Origin of the sequence: Allosphingosinicella sp., assembly GCF_035626655.1 — a bacterium.
Classification (GTDB): Bacteria; Pseudomonadota; Alphaproteobacteria; order Sphingomonadales; family Sphingomonadaceae; genus Allosphingosinicella.
On sequence record NZ_DASPNF010000013.1, the window covers coordinates 12,331 to 38,423 of the forward strand.

The 26,093-nt window shown below is 68.9% G+C and carries 25 protein-coding genes; 17 read left to right on the plus strand and 8 right to left on the minus strand.

What is annotated here, in order from left to right:
* The first annotated feature begins 49 nt into the window (after positions 1 to 49).
* Positions 50 to 1,147: a radical SAM family heme chaperone HemW gene (gene hemW, locus VEC11_RS12040; RefSeq protein ID WP_464131566.1), complete on the plus strand. Its 1,098-nt coding sequence runs from the start codon at positions 50 to 52 to the stop codon at positions 1,145 to 1,147.
* Here the strand turns inward: hemW and VEC11_RS12045 are convergent.
* Positions 1,140 to 2,351 (minus strand): penicillin-binding protein activator, encoded by a 1,212-nt coding sequence (locus tag VEC11_RS12045; protein WP_464131568.1) that lies wholly within the window; start codon positions 2,349 to 2,351, stop codon positions 1,140 to 1,142. The genes hemW and VEC11_RS12045 overlap by 8 nt on opposite strands.
* Before the next feature lie 13 nt (positions 2,352 to 2,364).
* On the opposite strand from VEC11_RS12045, the gene rsmI reads away from it, so the two are divergent.
* From rsmI to gshB, 4 genes are all read left to right on the plus strand, one after another.
* Positions 2,365 to 3,195 (plus strand): 16S rRNA (cytidine(1402)-2'-O)-methyltransferase, encoded by an 831-nt coding sequence (gene rsmI / locus VEC11_RS12050; RefSeq protein ID WP_464131570.1) that lies wholly within the window; start codon positions 2,365 to 2,367, stop codon positions 3,193 to 3,195.
* Positions 3,192 to 3,542, plus strand: a complete 351-nt coding sequence (locus VEC11_RS12055; RefSeq protein WP_464131572.1) for a YraN family protein — start codon at positions 3,192 to 3,194, stop codon at positions 3,540 to 3,542. Before rsmI ends, VEC11_RS12055 begins: the two co-directional genes overlap by 4 nt.
* Before the next feature lie 159 nt (positions 3,543 to 3,701).
* Entirely contained in the window at positions 3,702 to 6,926 is a 3,225-nt protein-coding gene (locus VEC11_RS12060; protein ID WP_464131574.1) for a cadherin domain-containing protein, read from the plus strand.
* A gap of 63 nt (positions 6,927 to 6,989) precedes the next feature.
* The gene (gene gshB, locus VEC11_RS12065; protein ID WP_464131576.1) at positions 6,990 to 7,943 is read left to right on the plus strand and encodes a glutathione synthase; all 954 of its coding nucleotides are present in this window, start codon (positions 6,990 to 6,992) and stop codon (positions 7,941 to 7,943) included.
* A gap of 87 nt (positions 7,944 to 8,030) precedes the next feature.
* Here the strand turns inward: gshB and soxR are convergent, their stop codons facing one another.
* Positions 8,031 to 8,495, minus strand: a complete 465-nt coding sequence (soxR, locus tag VEC11_RS12070) for a redox-sensitive transcriptional activator SoxR (RefSeq protein ID WP_464131578.1) — start codon at positions 8,493 to 8,495, stop codon at positions 8,031 to 8,033.
* A gap of 60 nt (positions 8,496 to 8,555) precedes the next feature.
* On the opposite strand from soxR, the gene VEC11_RS12075 reads away from it, so the two are divergent.
* Together VEC11_RS12075 and VEC11_RS12080 are read left to right on the plus strand one after the other, a co-directional pair.
* The gene (locus tag VEC11_RS12075) at positions 8,556 to 8,984 is read left to right on the plus strand and encodes a VOC family protein (RefSeq protein ID WP_464131580.1); all 429 of its coding nucleotides are present in this window, start codon (positions 8,556 to 8,558) and stop codon (positions 8,982 to 8,984) included.
* A 276-nt stretch (positions 8,985 to 9,260) separates the two neighbouring features.
* Entirely contained in the window at positions 9,261 to 9,863 is a 603-nt protein-coding gene (locus VEC11_RS12080) for a DedA family protein (protein ID WP_464131582.1), read from the plus strand.
* On the opposite strand, the gene VEC11_RS12085 is transcribed toward VEC11_RS12080, so the two are convergent.
* The 3 genes from VEC11_RS12085 to fsa form a co-directional block, all read right to left on the minus strand.
* Positions 9,860 to 10,789: a tyrosine recombinase XerC gene (locus tag VEC11_RS12085; RefSeq protein ID WP_464131584.1), complete on the minus strand. Its 930-nt coding sequence runs from the start codon at positions 10,787 to 10,789 to the stop codon at positions 9,860 to 9,862. The two genes, VEC11_RS12080 and VEC11_RS12085, sit on opposite strands and share 4 nt — an antisense overlap.
* Positions 10,774 to 11,334, minus strand: a complete 561-nt coding sequence (locus tag VEC11_RS12090; protein ID WP_464131586.1) for a DUF484 family protein — start codon at positions 11,332 to 11,334, stop codon at positions 10,774 to 10,776. The genes VEC11_RS12085 and VEC11_RS12090 overlap by 16 nt, the downstream gene beginning before the upstream one ends.
* A gap of 339 nt (positions 11,335 to 11,673) precedes the next feature.
* On the minus strand, positions 11,674 to 12,327 hold the full coding sequence (gene fsa / locus VEC11_RS12095) for a fructose-6-phosphate aldolase (protein WP_464131588.1): 654 nt from the start codon (positions 12,325 to 12,327) through the stop codon (positions 11,674 to 11,676).
* A gap of 87 nt (positions 12,328 to 12,414) precedes the next feature.
* On the opposite strand from fsa, the gene VEC11_RS12100 reads away from it, so the two are divergent.
* The 6 genes from VEC11_RS12100 (at position 12,415) to VEC11_RS12125 (ending at position 20,095) form a co-directional block, all read left to right on the plus strand.
* Positions 12,415 to 13,095, plus strand: a complete 681-nt coding sequence (locus VEC11_RS12100; protein WP_464131590.1) for a DUF2490 domain-containing protein — start codon at positions 12,415 to 12,417, stop codon at positions 13,093 to 13,095.
* Positions 13,096 to 13,159: 64 nt separating this feature from the next.
* Positions 13,160 to 13,894 (plus strand): M20/M25/M40 family metallo-hydrolase, encoded by a 735-nt coding sequence (locus VEC11_RS12105; protein ID WP_464131592.1) that lies wholly within the window; start codon positions 13,160 to 13,162, stop codon positions 13,892 to 13,894.
* On the plus strand, positions 13,798 to 14,601 hold the full coding sequence (locus tag VEC11_RS12110; RefSeq protein WP_464131594.1) for a peptidase dimerization domain-containing protein: 804 nt from the start codon (positions 13,798 to 13,800) through the stop codon (positions 14,599 to 14,601). Before VEC11_RS12105 ends, VEC11_RS12110 begins: the two co-directional genes overlap by 97 nt.
* 54 nt (positions 14,602 to 14,655) lie before the next feature.
* Positions 14,656 to 16,821 carry a primosomal protein N' gene (locus tag VEC11_RS12115; protein WP_464131596.1) on the plus strand — a complete coding sequence of 722 codons (2,166 nt, stop codon included), beginning with the start codon at positions 14,656 to 14,658 and terminating at the stop codon, positions 16,819 to 16,821.
* A 66-nt stretch (positions 16,822 to 16,887) separates the two neighbouring features.
* On the plus strand, positions 16,888 to 18,426 hold the full coding sequence (locus tag VEC11_RS12120) for a S1C family serine protease (RefSeq protein WP_464131598.1): 1,539 nt from the start codon (positions 16,888 to 16,890) through the stop codon (positions 18,424 to 18,426).
* Positions 18,427 to 18,484: 58 nt separating this feature from the next.
* Positions 18,485 to 20,095, plus strand: coding sequence for a hypothetical protein (locus VEC11_RS12125; RefSeq protein WP_464131601.1), 1,611 nt, complete (start codon positions 18,485 to 18,487; stop codon positions 20,093 to 20,095).
* On the opposite strand, the gene ada is transcribed toward VEC11_RS12125, so the two are convergent.
* Together ada and VEC11_RS12135 are read right to left on the minus strand one after the other, a co-directional pair.
* Entirely contained in the window at positions 20,092 to 21,177 is a 1,086-nt protein-coding gene (gene ada / locus VEC11_RS12130) for a bifunctional DNA-binding transcriptional regulator/O6-methylguanine-DNA methyltransferase Ada (RefSeq protein ID WP_464131604.1), read from the minus strand. The two genes, VEC11_RS12125 and ada, sit on opposite strands and share 4 nt — an antisense overlap.
* A gap of 2 nt (positions 21,178 to 21,179) precedes the next feature.
* Positions 21,180 to 21,647, minus strand: a complete 468-nt coding sequence (locus tag VEC11_RS12135) for a DUF1203 domain-containing protein (protein WP_464131606.1) — start codon at positions 21,645 to 21,647, stop codon at positions 21,180 to 21,182.
* 83 nt (positions 21,648 to 21,730) lie between these two features.
* Here VEC11_RS12135 and VEC11_RS12140 point away from each other — a divergent pair, with 83 nt between their 5' ends.
* Entirely contained in the window at positions 21,731 to 22,141 is a 411-nt protein-coding gene (locus tag VEC11_RS12140; RefSeq protein WP_464131609.1) for a nuclear transport factor 2 family protein, read from the plus strand.
* Positions 22,142 to 22,164: 23 nt separating this feature from the next.
* On the opposite strand, the gene VEC11_RS12145 is transcribed toward VEC11_RS12140, so the two are convergent.
* A complete protein-coding gene (locus VEC11_RS12145; protein ID WP_464131611.1) occupies positions 22,165 to 22,836 on the minus strand; it encodes a hypothetical protein in 672 nt (223 codons plus the stop codon).
* A 185-nt stretch (positions 22,837 to 23,021) separates the two neighbouring features.
* Between VEC11_RS12145 and VEC11_RS12150 the strand changes: the two genes are divergently transcribed.
* From VEC11_RS12150 to VEC11_RS12160, 3 genes are all read left to right on the plus strand, one after another.
* Complete coding sequence (locus tag VEC11_RS12150) at positions 23,022 to 23,576, plus strand: F0F1 ATP synthase subunit delta (protein ID WP_464131613.1); 555 nt, start codon at positions 23,022 to 23,024, stop codon at positions 23,574 to 23,576.
* A 2-nt stretch (positions 23,577 to 23,578) separates the two neighbouring features.
* Positions 23,579 to 25,108, plus strand: coding sequence for a F0F1 ATP synthase subunit alpha (atpA, locus tag VEC11_RS12155; RefSeq protein ID WP_464131617.1), 1,530 nt, complete (start codon positions 23,579 to 23,581; stop codon positions 25,106 to 25,108).
* 93 nt (positions 25,109 to 25,201) lie between these two features.
* Positions 25,202 to 26,080 carry a F0F1 ATP synthase subunit gamma gene (locus VEC11_RS12160; RefSeq protein WP_464131619.1) on the plus strand — a complete coding sequence of 293 codons (879 nt, stop codon included), beginning with the start codon at positions 25,202 to 25,204 and terminating at the stop codon, positions 26,078 to 26,080.
* The last annotated feature ends 13 nt before the right edge of the window (positions 26,081 to 26,093 follow it).

Genomic DNA, 26,093 nt, shown 5'->3' on the forward strand with positions numbered 1-26,093 from the left:
CCCACGCACTTCCCCCACCCCCGACCCCTCCCCAGAAGGGGAGGGGGGATTGGCCCTCTACATCCACTGGCCGTTCTGCGTCTCCAAATGTCCTTATTGCGATTTCAACAGCCACGTCCGCGAGCAACTGGATCAAGACGCCTGGCGCGAGGCCTTGCTCGCCGACCTCGGCTATGAGGCTGCGCAGACGCCGGGCCGCCGCCTGACTTCGATCTTCTTCGGCGGCGGCACGCCTTCGCTGATGCCGCCCGCCACCGTTGAGGCGCTGATCGACTCGGCGGGGAGCCACTGGGACTTCGCGGAAGGCATCGAGATCACGCTCGAGGCCAATCCCTCCTCGGTCGAGGCGGCGCGCTTCGCCGATCTGGCCCGCGCCGGGGTGAACAGGGTCTCGCTCGGCCTGCAGTCACTCGATGACGAGGCGCTGCATTTCCTCGGCCGCGCCCATGACGTGAGCGAGGGGCTGATGGCGCTCGGCACCGCCCAGTCCGTGTTCGAGCGAGTGAGCTTCGACCTGATCTATGCCTTGCCCGGCCAGGGCGCCGAGGCCTGGGCGGCGGAGCTGGAGCGGGCCCTGGGCTTCGGCACCGGCCATCTCTCGCTCTACCAGCTCACCATCGAGCCCGGGACGCGGTTCGCCGCCCTGGCCGCGAAGGGCACGCTGGTGCCGGCCGATCCGGACGAGAGCGCCGCGCTCTACGAGCTGACCGGGGCGCTGACCTCCGGTGCGGGCCTCCCGGCCTATGAGATCTCCAACCATGCCCGCCCGGGCGAGGAGAGCCGGCACAATCTCGCTTACTGGCGGTACGGGACCTATGCCGGCATCGGCCCGGGCGCGCACGGGCGGCGGAACGGGGTCGCCACCCGGCGGCACCGCAAGCCCGAGAACTGGCTCGGCGCCCTCGCCCGCAACGGCCATGGCATCGTCGAGGCGCAGGCGATCGCGCCGGCGGAGCAGCGCGTCGAGGCCCTGCTCATGGGGCTGCGGCTCGCCGAAGGCATTGCCTGGTCGCCCGAGGGACTCGACCTCGCCGCGGTCGGCCGGCTCGCGGATCAGGGCCTGCTGGAACGGACCGACGAACGGCTGCGCGCGACGCCGCGCGGCATGCTGCTGCTCGACGGGATCCTGGCCGAGATCGTCAGTTGAAGTTGCGGGGCGCCGGCGAGATCACGTTCGAGCCGGCCGCCGTCACCTCCCTGATCTCCAGCGCCCGGTCCGCCACGCCGTCCCTGCCGAAGCGGAAGGCGCCGTCGACGCCGGAAAAGCCCTCCCGGTCGCGAAGCTCGCGGATCGGGAAGGTGCGGCCAACCTGCCAGCTGGCGGCGATGCGCACGGTGAGCAGCACCGCGTCATAGCCGAGCGAGGCCAGCCGGAACGGCGCGCTGTTGTAGCGGGCACGGTAGCGGGTGCGGAACTGGTTGTAGACCGTGTCCGACGGCGCCGCGAACCAGGCGCCGCGCAGCGCGACATTGGCGCCGATATTGCCCTCCGTCGCCCAGCGCTCGGTCGCGAGCAGGCGCGGCTGCGGCGAGGCGGCGCGCAGCACCGGCACGCCGGGCAGGATCGCGCGCGGCACGTCGGCGAGCAGAACGGCGTCCATCCCGCCCTGCGCGAGCAGGCGGGTCGAGGCGTTGCGCACGCCGGCCGCGCTCGGCTCGAAGGTCTGGATGCCGACGAGGCGGCCCTGCGCGCCCTCCACCGCCTGGGTCATCGCCCGGGCCGCGCGCTCGCCATAGACGTTGGTCGGGACGATCGCGCCGAAGCTCTGCGCGCCGCGCGAGCGGGCGAAGCTGACCACCCGTGCGATCGACTGACCCGGGGTGAAGCCCATCAGGAAGACGCCGTTGCCGGCCACCGCGACGTCGTTCGAGAAGGCGATGACCGGCACGTCATGCTCGCGTGCGATCGGAGCCACCGCGCGCACGTCCTCGGCCAGCAGCGGACCGAGGATCAGGCCATTGCCCTCGGCGATCGCCTCGTTGGCGGCACGCACCGCCCCGCCCGTGCCGGCCGTGTCATAGGCGGTGATCCGGATCCGCTCGCCGCCCGTGTCGAGCAGGGCGAGGTTGGCGGCGTTGAGGATCGACTGGCCGAGCGAGGCGTCGCGCCCGGTCAGCGGGACCAGCACCGCGACGCGGTTGCGGGTCTCGTCGGCGGGGAGGCGCGGATTGACCCGCGGCTCCTCCGGGCGCAGCACCGGTTCGACCGGCAGCTGCGGCTGCGGGCGCTGCGAGCGCGGCACGCAGCCGGCGATGGCGACCGAAAGCAAGGCGAGGCCGAGCCAGCGAAACAGTCTGGCGCCCCCTCGATCCACTGGATGGGATTGCGGGCGGAGGGTCAGCGATGCCATGATTTCGGTCCCCATGAACGGCAAGCTCGAACCCGGCCTCTATATCGTGGCGACCCCGATCGGCAATCTCTCCGATCTCACTCCGCGCGCCGCGGAGACTTTGGCGCGCGCCGACCTGATCGCGGTGGAGGACAGCCGGGTCACCGCGAAGCTGCTCCAGCATATCGGCGTGAAGAGGCCGATGCAGCCCTATCACGATCATAATGCAGACAAGGTGCGGCCCGGTCTGATCGCGCGCATGGCGAGCGAGGCGATCGCCCTTGCCTCGGACGCAGGGACGCCGCTCATCTCCGATCCCGGCTACAAACTGGTGCGCGACGCGCGGGCGGCGGGGGTGATGGTGACGACCATCCCCGGCCCGAGCGCGGTGATTGCGGCGCTGACTTTGGCCGGGCTCCCGACGGACCGCTTCGCCTTTTTCGGCTTCCTGCCCGCCAGGGCCGGCGCCCGCGCCGCGGCCATTGCGGACGCCGGGACCTTCAGGGGCACGCTCGCTTTCTACGAGAGCGGACCGCGCCTCGCCGCCACGCTCGCGGCGCTGCGCGACGGGCTGGGCGACCGCGAGGCCGCGGTGGCGCGCGAGATCAGCAAGCGCTTCGAGGAGACCGTCACCGGGCCGCTGTCGGCGCTCGCCGCGCGCTACGAAAGCAACCCGCCCAAAGGCGAGATCGTGATCGTCGTCGGCCCGCCGGGCGAAGCCGAGACGGCAAGCGAGGCCGATATGGACGCAGCATTGCGGGAGGCGATGAAGACTCTCTCGCCTTCGCGCGCCGCGGCCGAGGTCGCCGCCCGGCTCGGCCTGCCCAGGCGGCAGGTCTACGAACGGGCGCAGCAGCTGAAATGAAGCGCCAGCGGGCCGAGCGCGGCGGGCGGCGGGCCGAGCGGCTCGCGGCCTGGTGGCTCAGGCTCAAGGGCTGGCACATTCTGGCGATGCGGGCGCGGACTCCCGTCGGCGAGGTCGACCTGATCGCCCGGCGCGGCAGGATCGTCGCCTTCATCGAGGTGAAGGCCCGCGCGACCGACGCTGACGCCGGAATCGCCCTGGACGACTACCGCCTGCGCCGCGTCATCGCCGCTGCCGAAGTCCTGCAGCACCGCTATGCGCGACCGGGCGACGACATCCGCATCGATGCACTGTTCATTGTGCCGTGGCGACTGCCCCGTCATCTCCGCAATATTTCGCTCGGATGACGAGCCCAAATTGAAAAGCGCAGACTTCTCTGCAGGATTCTCCGGATTCCGGTGGCAAATGCGGTCTTAACTTAGAAACGACTTTCCTACAGCGCCAAAAGCGTGACAAAAATGCTGGCGAGGGACTCACCCCCCGAGTCCCGCGGGGAGGACTTCGCCATGCCTGTTTCCAACACGTCGCCGAATCTGCAGTTCTGGGTCGCCGGCACCGGTGGCGGCCAGGGTTTGTTCAAGGTGAACGGCGATCCCGGCAACGATGCGGGCATGACCGGCTACGAGCTGGAGCAATTCTATGCGGCGACCAGCGACAATCTTCTTACCGCCAGCATCGCCGAAGGGCTGTTCCGCGCCAACGACATCGCCTTCGACACGGTTCATGGAAAATTCTTCATCGCCGACAGTGACGGCACCGGCCACAACCGCGTGCTGCAGGGCAACATCGCCGATCTGCTCGCGGGCAACCCACCCTCGCTGACCGTCCTCTACCAGGATACCGGCTCGGGCACCGCGACCAGGATCGACAATCTGGAGGTCGATCCGAACAGCGGTCAGGTCTACTTCACCCACGGGCAGCGGTTCGAGAAGGTCAGCTACGACACGCCGCTGCAGGTCCCGACCATCCTCGCCAATTTCGGCACCGGCAGCGGCAATCCGAACGGCACGACCAACAATTTCATCGACGACTTCGTGATCGATTTCGCGACGGGTTCCGTCTATCTGTCGAGCCATCGCATCGTCTCGAGCTCCTCCGGCGACCTCCTTTCGAAGAACTATGTCTACCATATCGCCGGCCTGACCCCGACGACGGGCGCCGGCGCCCTCACCTTCGCCGGCGGGCAGATCACCGTCCTGCCCTTCTCGCCGGATGACAATGATTCAGCGCCCAACGGCACCCCGGCCAATGGCGAGGCCTTTCCGCAGGAAGGCGGGACGCTCGAGGGGCTGGCGGTCAGCCCGGACGGCTCGACGCTCTACTTCGCCACCGCCACGACCCTGTTCGACCATGACGGCGACGGCGGCGACGGCACGGGCGGCACGACCGCCCCGCAGGTGCTGATGGGCGGCATCTACAGCTACGCCCTCACCGGCAATGCCGCCGGCACCTTCACGCTCATCTACCAGCAGGTCGCGGGCAGCGGCCCGCAGGGCCTGCTCGACGATCTCGAGATCGATTTCACGACGGGCCACTGGTACGTCGCCGACATCACCGGGCCGGACGGAACGCCCGGCGACGAGGGCATCTGGCGCGGCTCGCTGTCGGGCGGCACGCCGACCTTCTTCGCCGGCATCAACAATGCGGGCGGGCTGATCCCCGGCGGCTTCATCCTGGATCATGCGCCGCTGCTCAGCGGCACCGAAACCAATCCGAGCGCGACCGAGAGTGCCGGAGCGGGCTCCGGCTTCACCGTCCCGGTCGCGGCCCTCGCCGGCCTTTCGGCAAGCGACGCCGAGACCGACGACCAGGTGCACCAGCTGGCCGGCGCGCAGGTGCGGATCTCGGCCGGCTTCGGCGATTCGCCGGGGAGCAGCGAGCAGCTCACCATTGGCGGCACGACCAACGGCACGATCGGCGCGATCAGTTATTCCTACAATGCGCTGACCGGCGTGATGACGCTCACCGGCGTCGCCAGCTTCGACGATTACGAAGCGGCGCTGGGCGCGGTGACCTATTCGATCAGCGGCGACAATCCGGACAATTTCGGGACGTCGACGACCCGCACCCTCTCCTACTCGGTCAATGACGGGTTGCTCGACAGCGACGAATTCGACGCGACCGTCACCATCGTCGGCGTGAACGATGCTCCGGTCAACGTCACCGGCGGCGTCGTCGCGACGAGCGAGGATGCGGCCGGGGTCGCGGTCACCGGCCTTTCGGTCAGCGACGCCGACAGCGCGAGCATCACCGTCACGCTCGCGGTCGGCCGCGGCACGCTCGCCGTCGACACCGGCGTGGTCGGCGGCGTCACTGCCGGCCAGGTCACGGGCAACGGCACCGGCACGGTGACGCTCACCGGCACGCAGGCGGAGATCAACGCGACGCTCGCCGCCGCGAACGGCCTCACCTACACGCCGACGCCGAACCTCAACGGCGCCGACACGCTGACCATGACGACCGACGACGGTTCGGCGAATGACGTGGACAATGCCGCGATCAGCGTGACCGCGGTGAACGATGCGCCGACCGTAGCCGGCGACGGCACCGAGGAGGCGGCGGACATTTTCGAGGACATGCCGAGCGCGGCCGGCGAGACCGTCGCCAGCCTGTTCGGCGGCCAATATTCGGACGCGACCGACCAGGTCGCCGGCGGCTCCTCGGCCGACGCCTTTGCCGGCGTGGCGGTCACTGCCAACGGCTCGAATCCCGCCGCCGGCCAGTGGCAATATTTCAACGGCGCGGTCTGGGTGAATATCGGCCCGGCCTCGGACGGCGCCGCGGTGCTGCTCGCGGCCTCGACTTCGATCCGCTTCAACCCGGCGCTGGACTTCGTCGGCAGCGCGCCGACGCTCATCGTGCACCTGGTCGATGCGTCGGCCGGCGCGATCGTCTCCGGCGCCCTGGCCGATCTCTCGGTCACCGGTGGCACCACGCGCTACAGCAGCGACACCGTTACCCTGAGCCAGGAGGTCCTCAACTTCAACGATGCGCCGACCGGCGTCACCGGCACGCTGCAGGCGCCCGAGGACGCCAATAATGGCAGCGCGGTCGGCACGCTGGTCGCCCAGGACGACAGCAGCGGCCCCTTCACCTTCGAATTGCTCAATGATGCCGGCGGCCGCTTCGACTTGGACGCCAACGGCAATGTCACCGTCGCCGACGGGCTGCTGCTCGACTACGAGCAGCAGAACAGCCACACGATCCGGGTCCGCGTCACCGACAATGAAGGCGCGTCGAGCGAGTTCGACGTCAATGTCAGCGTCATCGACGTGCTCGGCGAGAACGTGCTCGGCGACGCGCGCGACAATGTCTTCTGGGGCGGCGCGGAGGCCGACCTGCTGAACGGCGCGGACGGCAACGATACGCTGAAAGGCGGCGGCGGCATGGACACGCTGCTCGGCGGCGCCGGCATGGACGTGCTCGACGGCGGTGCCGGCGCCGACGTCATGACCGGCGGCGACGGCAACGACGTCTTCGTGCTGCGCAAGGGCGAGGCCAATGGCGACTCGATCATGGACTTCTGGGGCAAGGGCAATTCGGACGGCGATTCGATCGTTCTCGTCGGCTATGCGGCCGGGACGACCTTCACGCGCGTCGGCCCGGGCAGCAGCAATCTCTACAAGATCGATGACCATGGCGTGATCGAATATGTGAACATCTTCGCGACCGGGCAGGTGCACAGCTCCGACTTCGAGATCGTCACGACCTACGATTTCAGCTTCATCTGAGCCGGGGAGGCGACGGGGGACAGGTACTAGTACCTGTCCCCTTTCCGCGGCTAAAGCAGCGCCATGAGCCTGCGCGTCGCCGTCCAGATGGATCCCCTCGAGACGATCAACATCGAGGGCGATTCCACTTTCGCGATCATGCTCGGCGCCCAGGCGCGCGGGCACCGGCTCTTCCATTATGATCCGGGGGCGTTGAGCTGGGTGGACGGGCGGCTCTGGACGATGGCCCGGCCGGTGACCGTGCAGCGCGTTCCCGGCGACCATTGCAGCGCCGGCGCGCCCGAAATCCTCGACCTCGGCCGCGACGCGGACGTCGTGCTGATGCGCCAGGATCCGCCCTTCGACCTCGGCTATATCACCGCCACCCACCTGCTCGAGCGCATCCAGGAGGAGACGCTCGTCGTCAACGATCCGGCCAGCGTGCGCAATGCGCCGGAAAAGGTCTGGGTGCTCGATTATGCGCGTTTCATGCCGCCGACGGCGGTCACCCGCTCGCTCGGCGTCGCCCGCAAGTTCCTCGCCGAGCACGGGGAGATCGTCGTCAAGCCGCTGCATGGCAATGGCGGCAAGGCGATCTTCAAGATCGCCAGCGACGGCGCCAACCTCTCCTCGCTGATCGAGGTGTTCAACACCGCCTGGCGCGAACCGCACATGCTGCAGGCCTTCCTGCCAAGCGTGGCCGAGGGCGACAAGCGCATCGTCTTCGTCGACGGCGAGGTGGTCGGCGCGGTCAACCGCATCCCCGGCGAGGGCGAGATCCGCTCGAACCTCGCGGTCGGCGGCAAGGCGGCGAAGACGGAGCTGACCGCACGCGAGGAGGAAATCTGCGCCGCGCTCGCCCCGGAGCTGAAGAAGCGCGGGCTGCTCTTCGTCGGCATCGACGTGATCGGCGGCGAATGGCTCACCGAGATCAACGTCACCTCCCCCACCGGCATCGTCGCCATCGACCGGTTCAACGGCACCGACACGCCGGCGAAGATCTGGGACGCGATCGAGGGGAAACTGGGCCGGGCCTGAGCCGTCATTCCAGCCAAAGCTGGAATCCCTTTGCCTTGGCAGCGGTTGGACAGGAAAGTCAGATCCCAGCTTTCGCCGGGATGACGTTTACTCGAACGAGTCCCAGCGGACGCCCAACGCATATCTCGGCCCCACGCCCGTCCGCGCGGCGCGGTCGCCGCGATTGTAGAGCCCGCATTTCTTCAGCGAGAGGCAGCCGCAGCCGATGCAGCCGTCGAGCGTGTCGCGCATCCGCTGCAGCGCCGCGATCCGCCGGTCGAGCAGTTTCGAAAAGCCGTTGCTGATCCGCCGCCAGTCCGCCGGCGTCGGCGTCCGGCCCTGCGGCAATTTGGCGAGCTCGGCGGCGATTTCCGGCAGGGTGCAGCCGATCTGCTGCGCGATCAGGGCGAAGGAGAGGCGGCGGATGTCGGAGCGCAGGAAGCGCCGCTGCCCGCCCGCCGTGCGCAAGGCCTGCACCAGCCCTTTCTCCTCGTAGAAGCGGATCGCGGAGACGCTGAGGCCGGTGCGTGCGGCCAGCTCGCCGATCGGCAGCAGCTCGTTGCCACGGTTCATTCTTCCTCTCCATTTCAATGCTTGATCTCAACTTAGCTTGAGGTTGTAGAGGCGGCAAGCATGACCCGAATCGAAAGGACCAACGTCATGCGCACCGGCTTCATCGAACATGTGAACATCACCGTCAGCCAGCCCGAGCGATCGGCGAGATTGTTCCAGGACCTGTTCGGCTGGCACGTCCGCTGGCAGGGCCCGGCCCGCGACGGCGGCACCTCCATCCATGTCGGGGACGAGACTAATTATATCGCCGTCTATGCCGAACCGAAGTCGCCGGAAGCGGCCTGGGAGGGCGGCTCGGGCGACCGCGGCTGGCAGAAGGGGGTGCCGCTCAATCATGTCGGCATCCAGGTCGAGGATCTCGACGCGGTCGAGCAGCGCGTGCTCGCGGCCGGCCTCATCCCCTTCAGCCACGGCGACTACGAGCCCGGCCGCCGCTTCTATTTCATGGACTGGGACGGGATCGAGTTCGAGATCGTCAGCTACGGCTGAGCCACCCCGTCCGTCATTGCGACCCCGGCGAAAGCCGGGGGAAGCAATCCAGTCCGCGCTGGATTGCCGCGTCGCTCCGCTCCTCGCAATGACGATGGAAGCGGCCTGCACCTTTGCTGCGCCCGAACCCCTCGCTCTTTCCGCTTGACCCGTCGCCATGGTGAGTTACTAGAGTAATACACCTTGGCGGCGAAGCCTTTCCTTTGCCACGTTCGTCGCGGAAGCAGGTGCGGGTTTTCCGGTATCGTGCCGGAAGGGGTGGGAGCCGGGGCGGCCGTGTACGAGTGGGTGATCCAGCTGATCGTCTGGGGCGGCTATTTCGGCGTCTTCCTGCTCATGCTGCTCGAGACCATGTTCCCGCCCCTCCCCTCCGAGCTGATCCTGCCGCTCGCGGGGATGCAGGCGGCGCAGGGGCCGCTTGGCCTGGGCGGCGTGATCGTGTTCGCGACGGCGGGCGCCATGGTCGGCAATTTCCTCTGGTATTTGTTCGCGCGTGCGATCCGGCCGGAGCGGTTCCGTTTTTTCATCGACAATTACGGCCGCTGGATCACGATGGACTGGGGCGACGTGGAGAAGGTGCAGCGCCAGTTCGACCGGCACGGGGCGGGCATCGTCCTGGTCGGCCGCATGCTGCCGGCGATGCGCACCTTCATCTCCGTCCCGCCCGGCATCCTGCGGATGCCGGTCGCGCGCTTCCTGATCTGGTCGACGCTCGGCACCTTCGTGTGGAGTGCGGCGCTGGCGACCGGCGGCTATGCGCTCGGCCACGGCTTCGAGCGGATCGAGGAGGTGGCAGCGCCCGTCACCACGATCATCGTCGTCGGCGTGATCCTCTGGTACGTCTGGCGCCAACTCACCTGGAGCCGCCGCGCCCGTTAGGCCCGGGGGTGCGCGTGCCGGTAGACGTCGAGCAGGTGCGCCGCGTCGACCGCCGTATAGATCTGCGTCGAGCTCAGGCTGACATGGCCGAGCAGTTCCTGCAGCGCGCGCAGGTCCGCGCCGCGGCCGAGAAGGTGGGTGGCGAAGCTGTGCCGCAGGGCGTGCGGCGTGGTCCGCTCGGAAAGGCCGAGCGCGCGCCGCGCCTTGCGGACGGCGCGGCGGACGATTTCGCCCCGGAGCGGGCCGCCGCGCGCGCCGCGAAACAGGGGCTGATCGCGCTCCGCCGGCCAGGGGCAGAGCCTGAGATAATCCTCGATCGCCGCCTTCACCGACGGCAGCAGCGGCACGACCCGCGTCTTGTTGCGCTTGCCGGTGACGAGCAAAGTCTCGCCGAGCGGCAAGGCCGTGCCGGTGAGGGACAAAGCCTCGGCGACGCGTAGCCCGGAGCCGTAGAGCAGGGTCAGCACGGCGAGGTCGCGGGCGGCGAGCCAGGGCGCGGCGGCATCGTCGGCCGCCTCCCCGGCCAGCGCCACCGCCTCGTCCGGCGAGATCGGGCGAGGCACCGCCCGCGGCTTCTTCGGGCCCTTGAGCCGCGGCAGATTGGCCTCGCGCCCGCTTTCCGCCGCAGCGAAGGCGAGGAAGGCGCGCACCGCGGACAATTCTCGCGCGGCGCTGTTGTTGCCGAGGCCGGCGGTCCGCCGCATGCCGAGATAGGCGCGCAGGTCCGCCGGCCGGAGCGAGGCAAAAGCGTCAGCATCGACCGGTCCGCCGAGATGGCCGGCGAGGAAGGCGATCAGCCGGTGCGCGGTGGCGACATAGGCGCGGACCGTATGCTCGGAGCGGCGGCGCTCGCGGGTCAGGTGATCGTGCCAGCGCGCGGCGATCGCGACGGCGGCGTGGGCGTCCGGATCTAGGGGATCAGCCACCGGCCCATGCAGCGGGTCAGCACCCGGCCAAGGAAGATGAGCAGCTCCGAGCCGTGACGGGTGTCGAAGCTCTGCGGGCCGCGCTGGCCGAGGGCGAGCAGGCCGCTCGGCAGCGGCGGCTCGCTGGTCAGGCGGATCAGCGCCTCGGCGCGGATCAGCTCGCAGGCCGGGCCGAACAAAGGATGGCCGCGCTCGCAGCCGCGCAGCAGCACGCCCTCGAAATCGCGGATCGAGCGCTCGATCAGCCGGGCGTCCACGAACTGCAGGCCGGACGCATCGGCGCGCACGCCGGTGTCGCCGGCGACCAGCGCGACGGCGACCGCGTCGAGGCCGAGGATCTGCGGCCATTCCTGGGTGACGACATGGAGCAGGTGATCGAGCCCGTCCGTCTCGACCGCGGCCAGCACCGCCTCATGGATCGAGGCGACCGCGCCCGAATGGCCGCGCGCGAAGGCGATGAGGTCCTGATTGGCCTCCTCCGCCGCAGCGACCCGCGCCCGCAGGTTCGCGAGCGCATGGTTCTCGAAACTGATCACGCGTCCCATGACCGGGAGGGTAATACGGATATGGTTAAGAAGCGATTGGAATCGCTCCTGTCTGTTCCGCAGGTTCGATGGTTACGGGCGGGGAATGGCCGCGCTGCAACAGCTGCGGCTTTTCCGGTACCCCGGTCGTGCTCCGGCGAAGGCCGGAGCGTTGCGAAATCCGCATGGCCGCTGGCCAGCGCTCCGGCCTCCGCCGGAGCACAGTCGAACCGTTCGTGGGGCTACCAGAGTCCCTCGGGGAAATAGCCCGTGCTACCCATGATCAGATGACCCCCACGACGATTGCGATCACCGCAAACGGGAGGCCTATGAAGCTCGTTGGGCGGTATGCCATCGCCCCTACCCGATCTTCTGCCCCGTCTTCTCCCAGTCGGCCAGGAACGCCTTAATGCCGTTGTCGGTCAGCGGGTGCTTGAACAGCTGGCGGATCACCGCGGGCGGCGCGGTCATCACGTCGGCGCCGAGCTTGGCGGCGTCGTGGATGTGGATCGGGTTGCGCACGCTGGCGACGAGGATCTGCGTCGGAAAATCGTAATTGTCGTAGATCACCCGGATGTCGGCGATCAGCTCCATGCCGGGATAGCCGACATCGTCGTGCCGGCCGACGAAGGGCGAGACGAAGGTCGCGCCGGCCTTGGCCGCGAGGAGGGCCTGGTTGGCGGAGAAGCAGAGCGTGACGTTCACCATCGTGCCGTCCGAGGTCAGCTTCCTGCAAGTCTTCAGCCCGTCGATGGTGAGCGGCACCTTCACCGCGATATTGTCGGCGATCTTCCGCAGCACCTCGGCCTCGCGCATCATCCCGTCATGGTCGAGCGCGACGACCTCGGCCGAGACCGGCCCCTCGACGATCCCGCAAATCTCCCTGACCACCTCCAGGAAATCCCGGCCCGCCTTGTGGATCAGCGACGGATTGGTGGTGACGCCGTCGAGGAGGCCCGTCTCGGCCAGGTCGCGGATGTCGGCAGTGTCGGCGGTGTCGGCGAAGAATTTCATGGGTCCCTCGGGAAACAGAATGTGACAAAAAGGTGACGAGGCTGTAGCGCCCTTCACCGTCGCGCCAGCCTCTAACACCGGAATCCCATGCGCTCCATCCTTGTCGCCGCCGCTCTTCTTCTGCCTGCCTCGCCGGCGGCCGCCCGGCAGACGGACGAGCAGCTCTGGCTGCAGGTCAATGCCGGCGTGGAGATCAGCGACCGGGACAAGCTTGTGGTCGAATCCGTCGGCCGCTTCAGCGACCGCGCCGGCGGCTTCTTCCACGCGGAGCTGGGCGCGCTGTTTACGCACAAGACGCGCGGCGGCGTCGAACTGTCGATCGGCTACCGCCATGTCGAGGAGTGGGACCAGGGCGACCGGGAGCCGAGCGAGGAGCGGCTCCGCCAGATGGTCCTCGTGCCGCTGGGCGGAGGCTTCAACGGACGGCTTCGTTTCGAGCAGCGCTTCAGCAGTGCCGGCAGCGAGATTGGGTTCCGGCTCCGGCCACGTCTGGGATTCGAAACTCCGCTCAACCGCCATGGCCTGAAGCTGGTCGCGACCAGCGAGCATTTCTTCAACCTCAACAGCACCGCGTGGGGGCAGGATGGCGGTTATGATCGGATGCGCAACACGCTGGGCGTGTCGATCCCGTTGGGCGGAAGCGTCCGCGGCGAGGTGGGCTATCTAAACCAGTATCGCTTCGGACGCGACGGCCAACGGGACCGGATGGACCATGTGGCGACCTTCACCCTGTCGTTCACGCTCGCCCGAATCCGCGAGGGCGAATAGGTCAGGGACCCGCCAGGCGCCGCCGGGCGATTGCGCCGCCCGGCGATCTTGTTACGCTCCGGGCATGATCCGGCCCCTGCTCGCTTTGGTCCTGGCCAGCGGCTTCGCCTCATCCGCAAGTGCCGCGCCGCGCGACTGGGTCGCCGCGAACCGGGAGGCGATCCTTGGCGAGTATCTGCCTTTGCTCGCCATCCCCAACGTCGCGTCGAACCGCGCCGACATCCGCCGCAATGCCGAGCATATCATGGCGATGATGCGCCGCCGCGGCCTCGCCCCGCGCCTGCTCGAGGAGGGCGACGCGCCGCCGCTCATCTATGGCGAATGGCCGGTTCCGGGGGCGCGGCGGACCCTGGTGCTCTACGCCCATTACGACGGCCAGCCCGTCACCCCCGCCGACTGGACGATCACGCCGCCCTTCGAGCCGCGCCTGGTCGGCGAGGGCGACGCGGCCCGGATCTATGCGCGCAGCGCCTCAGACGACAAGGCCGGGGTGATGGCGATCCTTGCGGCAGTCGACGCGCTGCGCGCCGAGGGCCGGGCACCGTCCTTCAACCTCAAGATCGTGCTGGAGGGCGAGGAGGAGGCGGGCTCGCCGCATCTCGCCGCCCTGCTGCGCCGCCACCGCGCGCTTCTGCGCTCGGACGGCTGGATCATTATCGACGGGCCGCCCACCAGTCGGGCCCGCCCCAGCTCTCCCTCGGCGTGCGGGGCGACGTCAATGTCGAGCTCAGCGTCTACGGGCCCGTCCGGCCGCTGCACAGCGGCCATTACGGCAATTGGGCGCCCAATCCGGCGATGATGCTCGCCGAATTGCTCGCCTCAATGAAGGACGAGAATGGCCGCGTGACGATCGCCGGCTTCTACGACGACGTGGTGCCGCTTACCCCTGCCGAGCGGGCCGCGATCGCCGCCGCCCCGCAGCCGGACGCGGCGTTGCGGGGCGAGCTCGGGCTCGGCTGGACCGAGGGCAATGGCGCAAGCCTCGGCGAACAGATCAACCTGCCCTCGCTCAACGTCAACGGCATGAGCAGCGCCGATGTCGGCGCGCGCTCGCGAAACGTCATCCCGACCGTCGCCACCGCGGCGCTCGATCTCCGGCTCGTGCTCGGCAACACGCCGGACCGGCAGATCGAGCGGCTGATCGCCCATGTCCGGGCGCAGGGCTATGAAGTGCTCGACCGCGCGCCGACCATGGCCGAGCGGCGCCGTTTCCGGCGCATCGCGACCGTGACGCGCACGCCCGGCTATCCGGCCGAGCGCACGCCGCTCGATCATCCGCTCGCACGATCGCTGCGCCGGGCGCTGGACGGGCAGGCACCCGTGGTCCTGCCCAGCCTCGGCGGCAGCCTGCCGCTCTACCTGATCCGCCAGGAGCTCGGCGCGCCCACCATCACGCTCGGCCTCTGGAACCACGACAACAACCAGCATGCCGAGAATGAGAATGTCCGCATCGTCAATCTGCTGAACGGCATCGTCGCGATCGCCGCCGTGCTCGGCATGGACTAGCCGCGGCCGCACCGACCACCTTCCCTTTGCCCGCTCCGGCCCTATGTGTCGCCCATGTCCCGCGCCCGCCTGATCGTGATGAACGCCGCGCTGGGCCCGCTCGACTATCGCGTGCCCCACGGCATGCAGGTCGAGCCCGGCTCGGTGGTGGTCGCGCCGCTCGGGCCGCGGCAGATGATCGGCGTGGTCTGGGAGCCGGAGCGGCTGGCGACGCAGGAGGTGGGCGAAAACCGCCTCAGGAACCTGCTCCACGTCTACGACCTCCCGCCCATCGCCGCGCCGCTGCGGCGGCTCGTGGAATGGACCGCCGATTATTATCTCTCCCCGCTCGCCGCAGTGCTGCGCATGGCGCTGCCCTCCTCGGGGGCGTTGGAGGGCGCGCGCTCGATCACCGAATATCGCGCGACCGGCCGCGCGCCGGAGCGGCTGACGCCCCAGCGCGCGCAGGCGCTGGAGCGGATCGGCGAGCGGCAGGGGCTGGTCAGCGAGCTCGCGATCATCGGCGGTGTCTCCGACGGCGTGATCCGCGGCCTCGTCAAGGCGGGCGCGATCGAGGCGGTCGAGGTGCAGATCGACGATCCCTTCCCGGTCCCCGACCCGGACCACGACCCGCCCGCGCTCGACGAGACCCAGGCCGACGCCGCGGCGGAATTGCGCGAGGCCGTCAATGCCGGGCAGTTCGCGCCCTGGCTGCTCGACGGCGTCACCGGCTCGGGCAAGACCGAGGTCTATTTCGAGGCGATCGCCGAGGCGATCCGGGCAGGCAGGCAGGCGCTCGTCCTGCTCCCCGAGATCGCGCTCACCGAGCCGTTCCTGAAGCGCTTCGCCGCCCGCTTCGGCTGCGAGCCCGTCGCCTGGCATTCGGGCCTGCGCCAGTCGCAGCGGCGGCGCGCCTGGCGGGCGATCGCGTCGGGCGAGGCCCGGGTCACGGTCGGCGCCCGCTCGGCCTTGTTCCTCCCCTATCGCGACCTCGGCCTGATCGTCGTCGACGAGGCGCACGAGGCGAGCTTCAAGCAGGAGGACGGCGTCCAGTATCATGCCCGCGACGTCGCCGTGATGCGCGCCAAGCTCGAGGAAATCCCGGTCGTCCTCGCCTCCGCCACGCCCGCGATCGAGACGCGGCACATGGCCGAGATCGGCACCTATCGCGAGCTGAAGCTGCCCGCGCGTTATGGCGGCGCGCGGCTGCCCGACATGGCGGCGCTCGACCTGTTGCGCGACCCGCCCGCGCGCGGGCGCTGGCTCGCGCCGAAGCTGGTCGAGGCGCTGGAGGAGAACCTCGCGAACGGCGAGCAGAGCCTGCTCTTCCTCAACCGCCGCGGCTACGCCCCGCTCACGCTCTGCCGCCGCTGCGGCTACCGCTTCCAGTGCCCCAATTGCACCGCCTGGATGGTCGAGCACCGCTTCACCCGCCGGCTCGCCTGCCACCATTGCGGCCACATGATGCCGGCGCCCGACGCCTGCCCGGAGTGCAGGGAGGAGGATGCGCTCGTCGCCTGCGGTCCGGGCGTCGAGCGGATCGCGGACGAGGTCGCCTTGCTCTTCCCCGACGCGCGGACCGCGATCGTCACCTCCGATACCATCTGGTCCCCCGCCAAGGCCGCCGAGTTCGTCGCGCGCATGGAAGCTGGCGAGATCGACATCGTGATCGGCACCCAGCTCGTCACCAAGGGCTATCATTTCCCGAACCTGACCCTGGTCGGCGTGGTCGACGCCGACCTCGGGCTCGCCGGCGGCGACCTGCGCGCGGCCGAGCGCACGTTCCAGCAGATCCAGCAGGTCTCGGGCCGGGCCGGGCGCGGCGACAAGCATGGCCGCGTGCTCGTCCAGACGCACGATCCGTCCGCGCCGGTCCTTCAGGCCCTGGTGAGCGGCGACGCCGAGGGCTTCTACGCGGCCGAGACCGAGGCCCGGCGCGCGGCCGCCATGCCGCCTTTCGGCCGGCTCGCCGCGATCATCGTCTCCAGCGAAAGCCAGGCCGAGGCCAACGAGGTGGCGAGGCAGATCGGCCGCGCGGCGCCCGCCCATGACAATATGGCGGTGTTCGGCCCCGCGCCCGCCCCGCTCGCCATGCTGCGCGGCCGCCACCGCTTCCGCCTGCTCGTCCACGCCAACCGCGCGGTGCCCGTGCAGGACATCATCCGCGAGTGGCTGGGCGGCCTGAGCTGGAAGAGCAGCACGCGCGTCACCGTGGACGTCGACCCTTATTCTTTCCTTTGATTTCCCCGCCCGGTGAACGGGCACTGCTTGCCACTCCCGCCCTGCTTCCCATAGAGCGTTCCGGGAATGTCCGTGGGTCGATTCATCCTGCTTATGCTCGCCGTGCTGGCCGCCGCGCTGCCGGCCGCACCCGCGCGCGCCGACGACATTTCGGTGGCCGGCCGCTCCGTGGTCCGCGTCGTCGTGATCAGCTTCGGCGAGGAGGGCGAGGTGACCGGCTTCGGCCATGGCAGCGGCTTCGCCGTCGCCCCCAACCGGGTCGTCACCAACGCCCATGTCATCGCCCAGGCCCGGCAGGCCGAGCAGGAGGGGCGCACCGTCTCGATCGGCGTCGTCCCGTCACAGGGCGCGCAGGCCAGCCGGGCCCGCGTCGTCGCCTTCGATCCGGCCCGCGACCTCGCCCTGCTCGAGGTCGAGGAAGGCCGCCTGCCGCCGATCCCGCTCTATGTCGGGCCGCTCGACGACGGCGTGCAGATCGCGGCGCTGGGCTATCCGGGCAATGTCGATCTCGCCACCGCCCGCTCGGCCGACGATTATATCCAGCCGCTGCCGCCGACCCGCTCGGTCGGCATCTTCTCCAACGTGCGGCCGATCAACGGCATCACCACTTTGCTGCACACCGCCAATATCGCCCGCGGCCATAGCGGCGGGCCCCTGCTCGACCAGTGCGGCCGGGTGCTCGGCGTCAACACCCTGATCACCCGCAACCAGGACGGCGACGCGCCCTTCGCCTTCGCGGTGGCGAACCGGGAGCTCACCGCCTTTCTCGGCCAGGCCCGCCAGCCTTATCAGTCGGTGACCACGCCCTGCGTCTCCATGTCGGACCGGCTGCGCGAGGACCAGGAGCGCGCGGCCGCCGAGGAGCGCGCCCGGCAGCAGAGCGCCGAGGCGGAGGCCCGCCAGGCGCAGCAGACGCGCGAGCGCAGCCTCGCCGAGATCACCGAGATGCGCGAGAACCGGCTTGCCTTGTCCGTGCTGCTGCTGGTCTTTTCGCTGCTTGCCTTCGGCGGCTGCTTCCTGCTGGTCATCAAGAACCGGCCCCCGAAATATGCGAAGATCATGGGCGGGGTTGGTGCCGGCCTGCTCATCCTCGCGATCATCGCCTTCATCGCCCGGCCGAGCCTCATCACGGTCGAGGAAGCCAGGGCCGCCGAGGCCGCGCCCGCCCCGGACCGCTTCGCCGGCGCCAATGTCTGCCGCCTGGTGCAGCAGCGCAGCCGGCTGACGATCAGCTCCGGCGCCGACGTACCGCTCGACTGGAGCCCGACGGGCTGCGTCAACGGCCGCACCCAATATGCGCAGGACGGCCAAACCTGGAGCCGCATCCTGATCTCGGCCGAGCAGCCGGTCGTGTCGGTGTCCGAGTTCCGCCCGGCGACCGGCGAATATGTGCTGACCCGCTACCAGCTCGACAATGCGACGATGGAGCGGATCCGCGCGGCGCGGCGGCCGAACGAGCCCAGAAGCTGCAGCGCCGACAACGAGGCGCGCACCATCCTCGCCGACCAGCAGCGCGACATCGCCGCGATGCTGCCGCGGCTGCCGAACGAGCGGCTGGTCTATAGCTGCGAGAATCAGCGCGCGGGGCAGAGCCCGGCGCGCTGACTTGCGATCAGGCGCCCCCCTGACTTAAAAAAGGCGCTGACTGCTTGGGGGAAAAGCTGTGATTCGCAAGCTCTTGACGGGCCTGGCCGTGCTTTGGGCGGGCCTTTGGGCCACCGCCGCCCACGCCCAATGGTTCGAAGCCCGCTCGGCCAATTTCATCGTCTACAGCGAAGGCAGCCGGCGCGATGCCGAGCTCAATGCGGCCAAGCTGGAGCGCTATCATTACGTGCTGCGTACCTTTCACCGCATCGCCGCCGACCGGCCCTCCAACCCGCTTCGGGTCTTCCTGTTCGACAGCGCCGGCGACGTTCAGGACATGGCGGGCGGCGCCGGCGTCGCCGGCTATTACGTATCGGATGCGCGCGGGCTGATGTTCGTTGGCTCCCGCTCCCGTGGCGGGCGCCGGGATGGCGATCCGCGCTCGGAGAACCGGGCGCTGCGGCTCGATCCCGAAAGCACGATGCTGCACGAATATGCGCATCATTTCATGTTCCAGTATTTCCCGGCGAGCTATCCGACCTGGTATGTCGAGGGCTTCGCCGAATTCTGGGGCACCACGCGCATCCTCGACAATGACGTGGTCGAGGTCGGCCTTCCCGCCGAGGACCGCGTCGCGACCTTCGATTTCCTGACCTGGATGCCGCTCGAGCGCCTGCTCACCATCCACAATTATCGCGAGGCTCCGGGCGAGAATATCGGGCTGCTCTACGCTCAGGGCTGGCTGATGATGCGCTTCGTCTTCGAGAACCAGGCGCGCAAGCGCCAGCTCGAAACCTATTTGCGGCTGATCAACCAGGGCAGCACTTACGAGCAGGCGATGCGCCAGGCCTTCCCCGATCTCTCTTCCTTCAATTCCGAGCTGTTCAACTATGCGGGCGGCCGGCGCTTCACCGCCGTCCGGCTGCCGTTCCGCGCGATCAACGTCGGCAACATCGTGGTGCGCGAGCTTTCGGCGGCGGAGAATGCGCTGATCGAAAAGGAGGTCAAGCTCAGCCAGGGCTATCCGCAGCGGGAGGCCACGGCGTTCGCGAACGACGTCCGGTCGATCGCCGCGCGCTTTCCCGAAGATCCCTTCGCCCTGAGCGTCCTGATGGAGGCCGAGCGGCTGGCGGGGAATTTCGACGCGGCCATCGCTGCCGCAGACCGGCTGCTCCAGCGCGAGCCGAACCATGCGCGGGCCATGGCGACGAAGGGGCTCGCCCGGGCGGCGCAGCTCCGCGCTGCCCAGTCCACCGACCGGCCCTCCTGGACCAGCATCCAGCAGCTCCTCGCCAGGGCCGCGAGGGCGGCGCCCAACGACCCGGTCGTGCTCGACGCTTATTATGACAGCTATGCGCTGCAGGGCGTATTGCCGCCCGAGGAGGTGCAGAACGCCCTCTACACGGCCATGGAGCGCGCGCCGAGCGACGGCGATCTGCGCTACAAGCTCGCGCGCGACTTCGAGCGCCGGCGGATGATCCCGGAAGCGATCGCGATCATCCGTCCCGAGGCGCTCGCTTTGCCGCAGACCGAGACGGAAAATGCGCGCCGCGAGCGGCTGCGCCGGGAGGAGCGCAACCGCCAGGCCGGACGCGAGCAGCGCGAGACCGCATTGGAGATGCTGCGGCGGCTACAGGCCATGTTGAGCCCGCAGGACCGGCAGCGACAGCAGGAGGCGGGGACCAGCTAGGCCCCGCCCCGCTCCTTCTGCAGCAGAGCCACCTTGCGCTCCAGCCCGTAGGCGTAGCCGCCGAGCGTGCCGTCGGTGCGGATCACGCGGTGGCAGGGGATGAGCACGGCGACATTGTTGTCGCCGTTCGCCGTCCCCGCCGCGCGCACCGCCGCCGGCCGGCCGACCGCCGCGGCGATCTGCGAATAGGTCCGCGTCTCGCCCGGCGGGATCCGGGTCAGCTCGCGCCAGACCGCCTCCTGGAAGGCGGTGCCGTGGACGTCGAGCGGCAGATCGTGCGGCTTCTCCGGCGCGTTCACCGCCGCCACCGTGCGCTCGACCAGCTCCGCCAGGTCCGGCCCGCCATGGCAGATTTCCGCCTTGGGAAAGCGCCGCCGGAGCACCGTCTCGTCCTCGTCGAAGGAGAGCCGGCAAATGCCCTTCTCCGTCGCCGCGACCAGCATCGTGCCGAGGTCGGTCTCGGCCGTCGCCCAGCGGATCACCGCGCCGCGGCCGCCGTCGCGCCAGGCGGAGGGCGTCATGCCGAGCCGTTTTCCGGCATCGGCATAGAAGCGGCCCGGGCCCGAATAGCCGGCATCGTAGATCGCGTCGGTGATCCGCCCGTCGCTGGCCAGCGCCTCCTGCGCCCGCCTGGCGCGAAGGCTGCGCGCATAGGCGGCCGGGGTCACGCCGGTGGCGCGCTTGAACAGGCGGTGGAAATGGTGCGGCGAATAGCCGACCGCGGCCGCCACCGCCTCGAGCGAGGGCGCCTCCTCCGCCTCGGCGAGCAGGCGGAACGCCTTCTCCAGCGCCACCTCCTCGCGGTTTACCTCGTCGGGGAGGCAGCGCAGGCAGGAGCGGTAGCCCGCCCTGGCCGCGGCCGCGGCGGTCGGGAAGAATTCGACATTCTCCCGCCTCGGCCGCCGCGCCGGGCAGCTTGGCCGGCAATAGATGCCGGTCGATTTGACGCCGCCGAAGACGCGGCCGTCCCAGGTCCGGTCGCGGCGCTCGAACGCTGCCCAGGCCTCGTCGTCCGTCACGGGATGCGTGTCGTTCACGGGGATCGATCTAGCCGGACGCGGCAGGGTTGCAAGGCTGGCCATGGTCAGTTCCTCTCGATTCGCGCCAGGAAGCAGCCATAGGTGGCCGCGTGCGCATGGATATTGTCGATCTCGGGACGTTCCAGCAGCGCCCGGATCTTCGCGTCGGCCTCGCCCGGCATGGCGAGCAAGGCATTCTTGAGCAGCCCGTCCGCGCCGAAGCCGCGCAGCGAAAGCATGCGCTTGTCGAGATAGGGCGGCGCCTCGTCCTCGTAGCGCGCAGGCGCCACCGCAGCCTTGCGCACATAGATGGCGTAGGCGGTGCGGAACGGGCCGTCCACGTCGTGCGAGACGTGGTTGAGCAGCACCAGCTCCTCGCCCTCGTCGGCGTCGCGCAGGCTCACCCGGCAGGGGAAGCCGGTCGGCGAATCCGCCGTCACCCGCATCGCCCCGCGCGCCGTGAGCTCGCCGTCCATCATGCTGAACAGGCCCTCGAACGCCTGCGGGGCCAGTCCTTCGATCCGATATGCCATTCTTCCTGTCCTTCCTCGAAGATTGACGCCCTTTTGTCGGATCGCGCGAGACAGTGCGTCCCGGTCCTTGCTTTCAAACCTGCATGGGGATCTTGCTCTTGCTGGCGGCCATGGCCGCACCATCGCTCCAGGCCGAGATGCAGGCGGTGGAAGCCGGCCGCAACGCCGCCATAAGCAGCGGCGACATGGCCGCGCTCGAACGGCTCTACGCCCCCGATTTCCACGGCATCGCCGGCGGCGGCGTCCGCGTCGACCGGGCCACGCTGTTCGCCGTCTTCCGCCGCAATGCCAGCGGCGCCTTCGTCGCGGAGAGCGAGATATTGAGCGCCCGGCGCGAGGGGAATCTGGTCATCGCCGAGGGCCGCCTGCGGCTCTACGCCACGCGGGACCGCCGCCTCGTCAGCGACTCCTTCTACCTGCACATCTTCCGCCGCCGCGCCGGCCGCTGGCAGATGATCGCCGGCAGCGCGACGCCGGTCCAGCCGCCGCAATAACCCGCGGCGGCTCGCCCGGAATCTTACGGGGCCGCCCGCCCGCGAATAAGGGTGGCGAGCCGACGGGCACGGGCCAGCAATGCGGCAACGCCTGCGGAGCCGCGGTCTGCCCCGTACCAATTCACCGTGATGATCCGCTCAGCCACGCTCGTCACGCAAGCGCCGGCGGAGACATTGTGGGTTCCCCCCGCCATGGTGAGCGCAAAGATCCCGCCAAGATAGGCACAGACGGAATCACGGCCGAGCGGACGCACGGACCCGGTCATCTCCAATTGACGGCCCAAAGCGGAAGCGATCCGGCCCTCGATGGCGTCGACACTCTCGTCGCTCAGCAGACTCCCCCCGGCAGGGATAGCAGCGAATTCCCGGCCGAGATCGGCCATCAGCTGCTCGCGCGTGATTCTGGTGCCGAGGGCCGGCCTCGGAGTCTTGATCAGAATATAGTCCACGACGCGATCGCCACTCTGCTGATCGCAGCGATAAAGCGTCAAGTGCGTCACGTTCTGAACGTCCGCAGTGGCAATTTGCTGGGCGAATTCGACGAAAGGACCCCTTGGCAGGCAATAGCCGGACGGCAGGGGAACGTCGAAACGTATGCCCGCTGAGGTGAACGAGACGGTCGCCTGGGCGGCAGCCTTTTGGGCCGATGCTGCGGCTGCCAGAGCCAGCATCAGGACGGCATATTTCGAGCTCATCGTCGCGATCCTCCCCCATTTCCCGCCATAACAGATATCGCATCGCCACAAAGCCCCTGCCCGGTCCCGACACCCATCTTGCATCGCAGCAAAGCCCCTGCTACGGCCCCCGCGACCCTGCGGGAGCGCCTCGCGCGCTCGGCAAATCGCCAGGGGCCAAATCCGATCCAGGAGTTACGACGCGCGTGGATATTTCCGGCGGCATTCAGGCAAGCTTATCGGGCCGGTACGCCCTTGCCCTGTTCGAGCTGGCCAATGAGCAGAAGAAGCTCGAGGCGGTGGGCCGGGACCTGGCCGCCGTGCAGCAGGCGCTCGCCGAATCGGACGACTTCAAGGCGCTGACCACGAGCCCGCTGGTCGGCCGCGACGAGGCGCAGAGGGCCGTCGCCGCGACCGCCGAGGCGATGAAGCTCGACACGATCACCGCCAATTTCCTCGGCGTGCTCGCCCGCAACCGCCGGCTCGCCCAGCTCCCGGCCGTGATCCGTGCCTACAACATTCTCTCCGCCCGCCACCGCGGCGAGCTCACCGCCGAGGTCACCTCCGCGCACACGCTCGACGACGACCAGGTGGACGCGATCAGGCAGAATCTCCGCACCCGCATGGGCCGCGACATCGCCGTCGACCTCAACGTCGACCCCGCCATTCTGGGGGGGCTCGTCGTGAAGATCGGCAGCCAGATGATCGACGGCTCCATCCGCACCAAACTCAACACCCTCGCGCAAGCGATGAAAGGCTGAAAATGGACATCCGCGCCGCTGAAATTTCCAAGGTCATCAAGGACCAGATCGCCAGCTTCGGCACCGAGGCCGAGGTCTCGGAGGTCGGCACCGTGCTGAGCGTCGGCGACGGCATCGCCCGCATCCACGGCCTCGACAACGTCCAGGCCGGCGAGATGGTCGAGTTCGCGGGCGGCATCAAGGGCATGGCCCTCAACCTCGAGGCCGACAATGTCGGCGTCGTGATCTTCGGCTCGGACGCCGAGATCACCGAGGGCTCGACCGTGAAGCGGACCGAGACGATCGTGGACGTTCCCGTCGGCAAGGGCCTGCTCGGCCGCGTCGTCGACGGTCTCGGCAACCCGATCGACGGCAAGGGCCCGATCGACGCCACCGAGCGCCGCCGCGTCGAGGTGAAGGCCCCCGGCATCATCCCGCGCAAGTCGGTGCACGAGCCGGTGCAGACCGGCCTCAAGGCGCTCGACGCGCTCGTCCCGGTCGGCCGCGGCCAGCGCGAGCTGATCATCGGCGACCGCCAGACCGGCAAGACCGCCGTCGCGATCGACACCTTCATCAACCAGCGCGCCGCCAACCAGGGCGATGACGAGAGCCAGAAGCTCTATTGCATCTACGTCGCTGTCGGCCAGAAGCGCTCCACGGTCGCGCAGATCGTCCGCGCGCTCGAGGAGAATGGCGCGATGGAATATTCCATCGTCGTCGCCGCCACCGCCTCGGAGCCTGCGCCGCTGCAGTTCCTCGCGCCCTATACGGGCTGCACCATGGGCGAATATTTCCGCGACAACGGCATGCACGCGGTGATTGTCTATGACGATCTCTCCAAGCAGGCCGTCGCCTACCGCCAGATGTCGCTGCTGCTGCGCCGCCCGCCGGGCCGCGAGGCCTATCCGGGCGACGTCTTCTACCTGCACAGCCGCCTGCTCGAGCGCGCCGCCAAGCTCAACGAGGACAATGGCGCCGGCTCGCTGACCGCTTTGCCGATCATCGAGACGCAGGCCGGCGACGTCTCCGCCTACATCCCGACCAACGTGATCTCGATCACCGACGGCCAGATCTTCCTCGAGACGGAGCTCTTCTTCCAGGGCATCCGCCCGGCGATCAACGTCGGCCTCTCGGTGAGCCGCGTCGGCTCCTCGGCGCAGACCAAGGCGATGAAGAAGGTCGCGGGCTCGATCAAGCTGGAGCTGGCGCAGTATCGCGAGATGGCGGCCTTCGCCCAGTTCGGCTCGGATCTCGACGCCTCGACCCAGCGCCTGCTGAACCGCGGCGCCCGGCTGACCGAGCTGCTGAAGCAGCCCCAGTTCAGCCCGATGCCGGTCGAGGAGCAGGTTGTCTCCATCTTCGCCGGCGTGAACGGCTTCCTCGACACGGTCCCGACCGACGCGGTCACCCGCTTCGAGGCCGGTCTGCTCGCCCATATGCGGGCCGGGCATGAGGGTGTGCTGGCGAAGCTCCGCGACACCAAGACGCTCGACGACGACACCGCCGGCGAGCTGAAGACGATCATCGGCGAGTTCGTGAAGACGTTTGCCTGATCGCGGACTGAACTATGCTCCGGCGAAGGCCGGAGCGTTGCGAATGAAACTCACAGCGCTCCTGCCTTCGCAGGAGCACGAAGAGGGAAGTAAATGGCCTCGCTAAAGGCGCTCAAGACCCGGATCACCTCGGTCAAGTCGACCCAGAAGATCACCAAGGCGATGAAGATGGTCGCCGCGGCCAAGCTGCGCCGGGCGCAGACCGCCGCCGAGGCCGCGCGCCCCTATGCCGAGCGCATGGAAGGCGTCGTGCAGAGCATCGTCGCCAGGGTCGCGGTCGGCCCGGAGAGCCCGAAGCTGCTCGGCGGCACCGGCAAGGATTCTTGCCACATGCTGATCGTCTGCACCTCGGACCGCGGCCTCGCCGGCGGCTTCAACTCGAACATCGTCCGCGCCGCCCGCCGCAAGGCGGAAAGCCTGATGGCCGAGGGCAAGACCGTCTATTTCTACCTGGTCGGCCGCAAGGGCCGCGCGGTGATCCAGCGCCTCTACCCGAAGCAGATCGTCCACCAGCACGAGACCGGCCACATCAAGCAGGTCAGCTTCGCGGACGCGCAGGAGATCGCGAAGGACGTGATCGACCGCTACCTCACCGACGGCATCGACGTCGTCCATCTTTTCTACGCGCGCTTCCAGTCCGCACTGGTGCAGGAGCCGGTCGGCCAGCAGATCATTCCGGTCCCGCCGGTCGAGGCCGGCGAAAAGGCCGCAGCCGGCGCCGCCGTCGAATATGAGCCGGACGAGGACGAGATCATGGCGGCGCTGCTGCCGCGCAACGTCGCGGTGCAGATCTTCCGCGCTTTGCTGGAGAATGCCGCCTCGGAGCAGGGCAGCCGCATGACCGCCATGGACAATGCGACGCGCAATGCCGGCGACATGATCAACCGCCTGACCATCGAGTTCAACCGCACCCGCCAGGCGGCGATCACCAAAGAGCTTATCGAAATCATCTCGGGCGCCGAAGCGCTCTAACGACTTAGGAAGG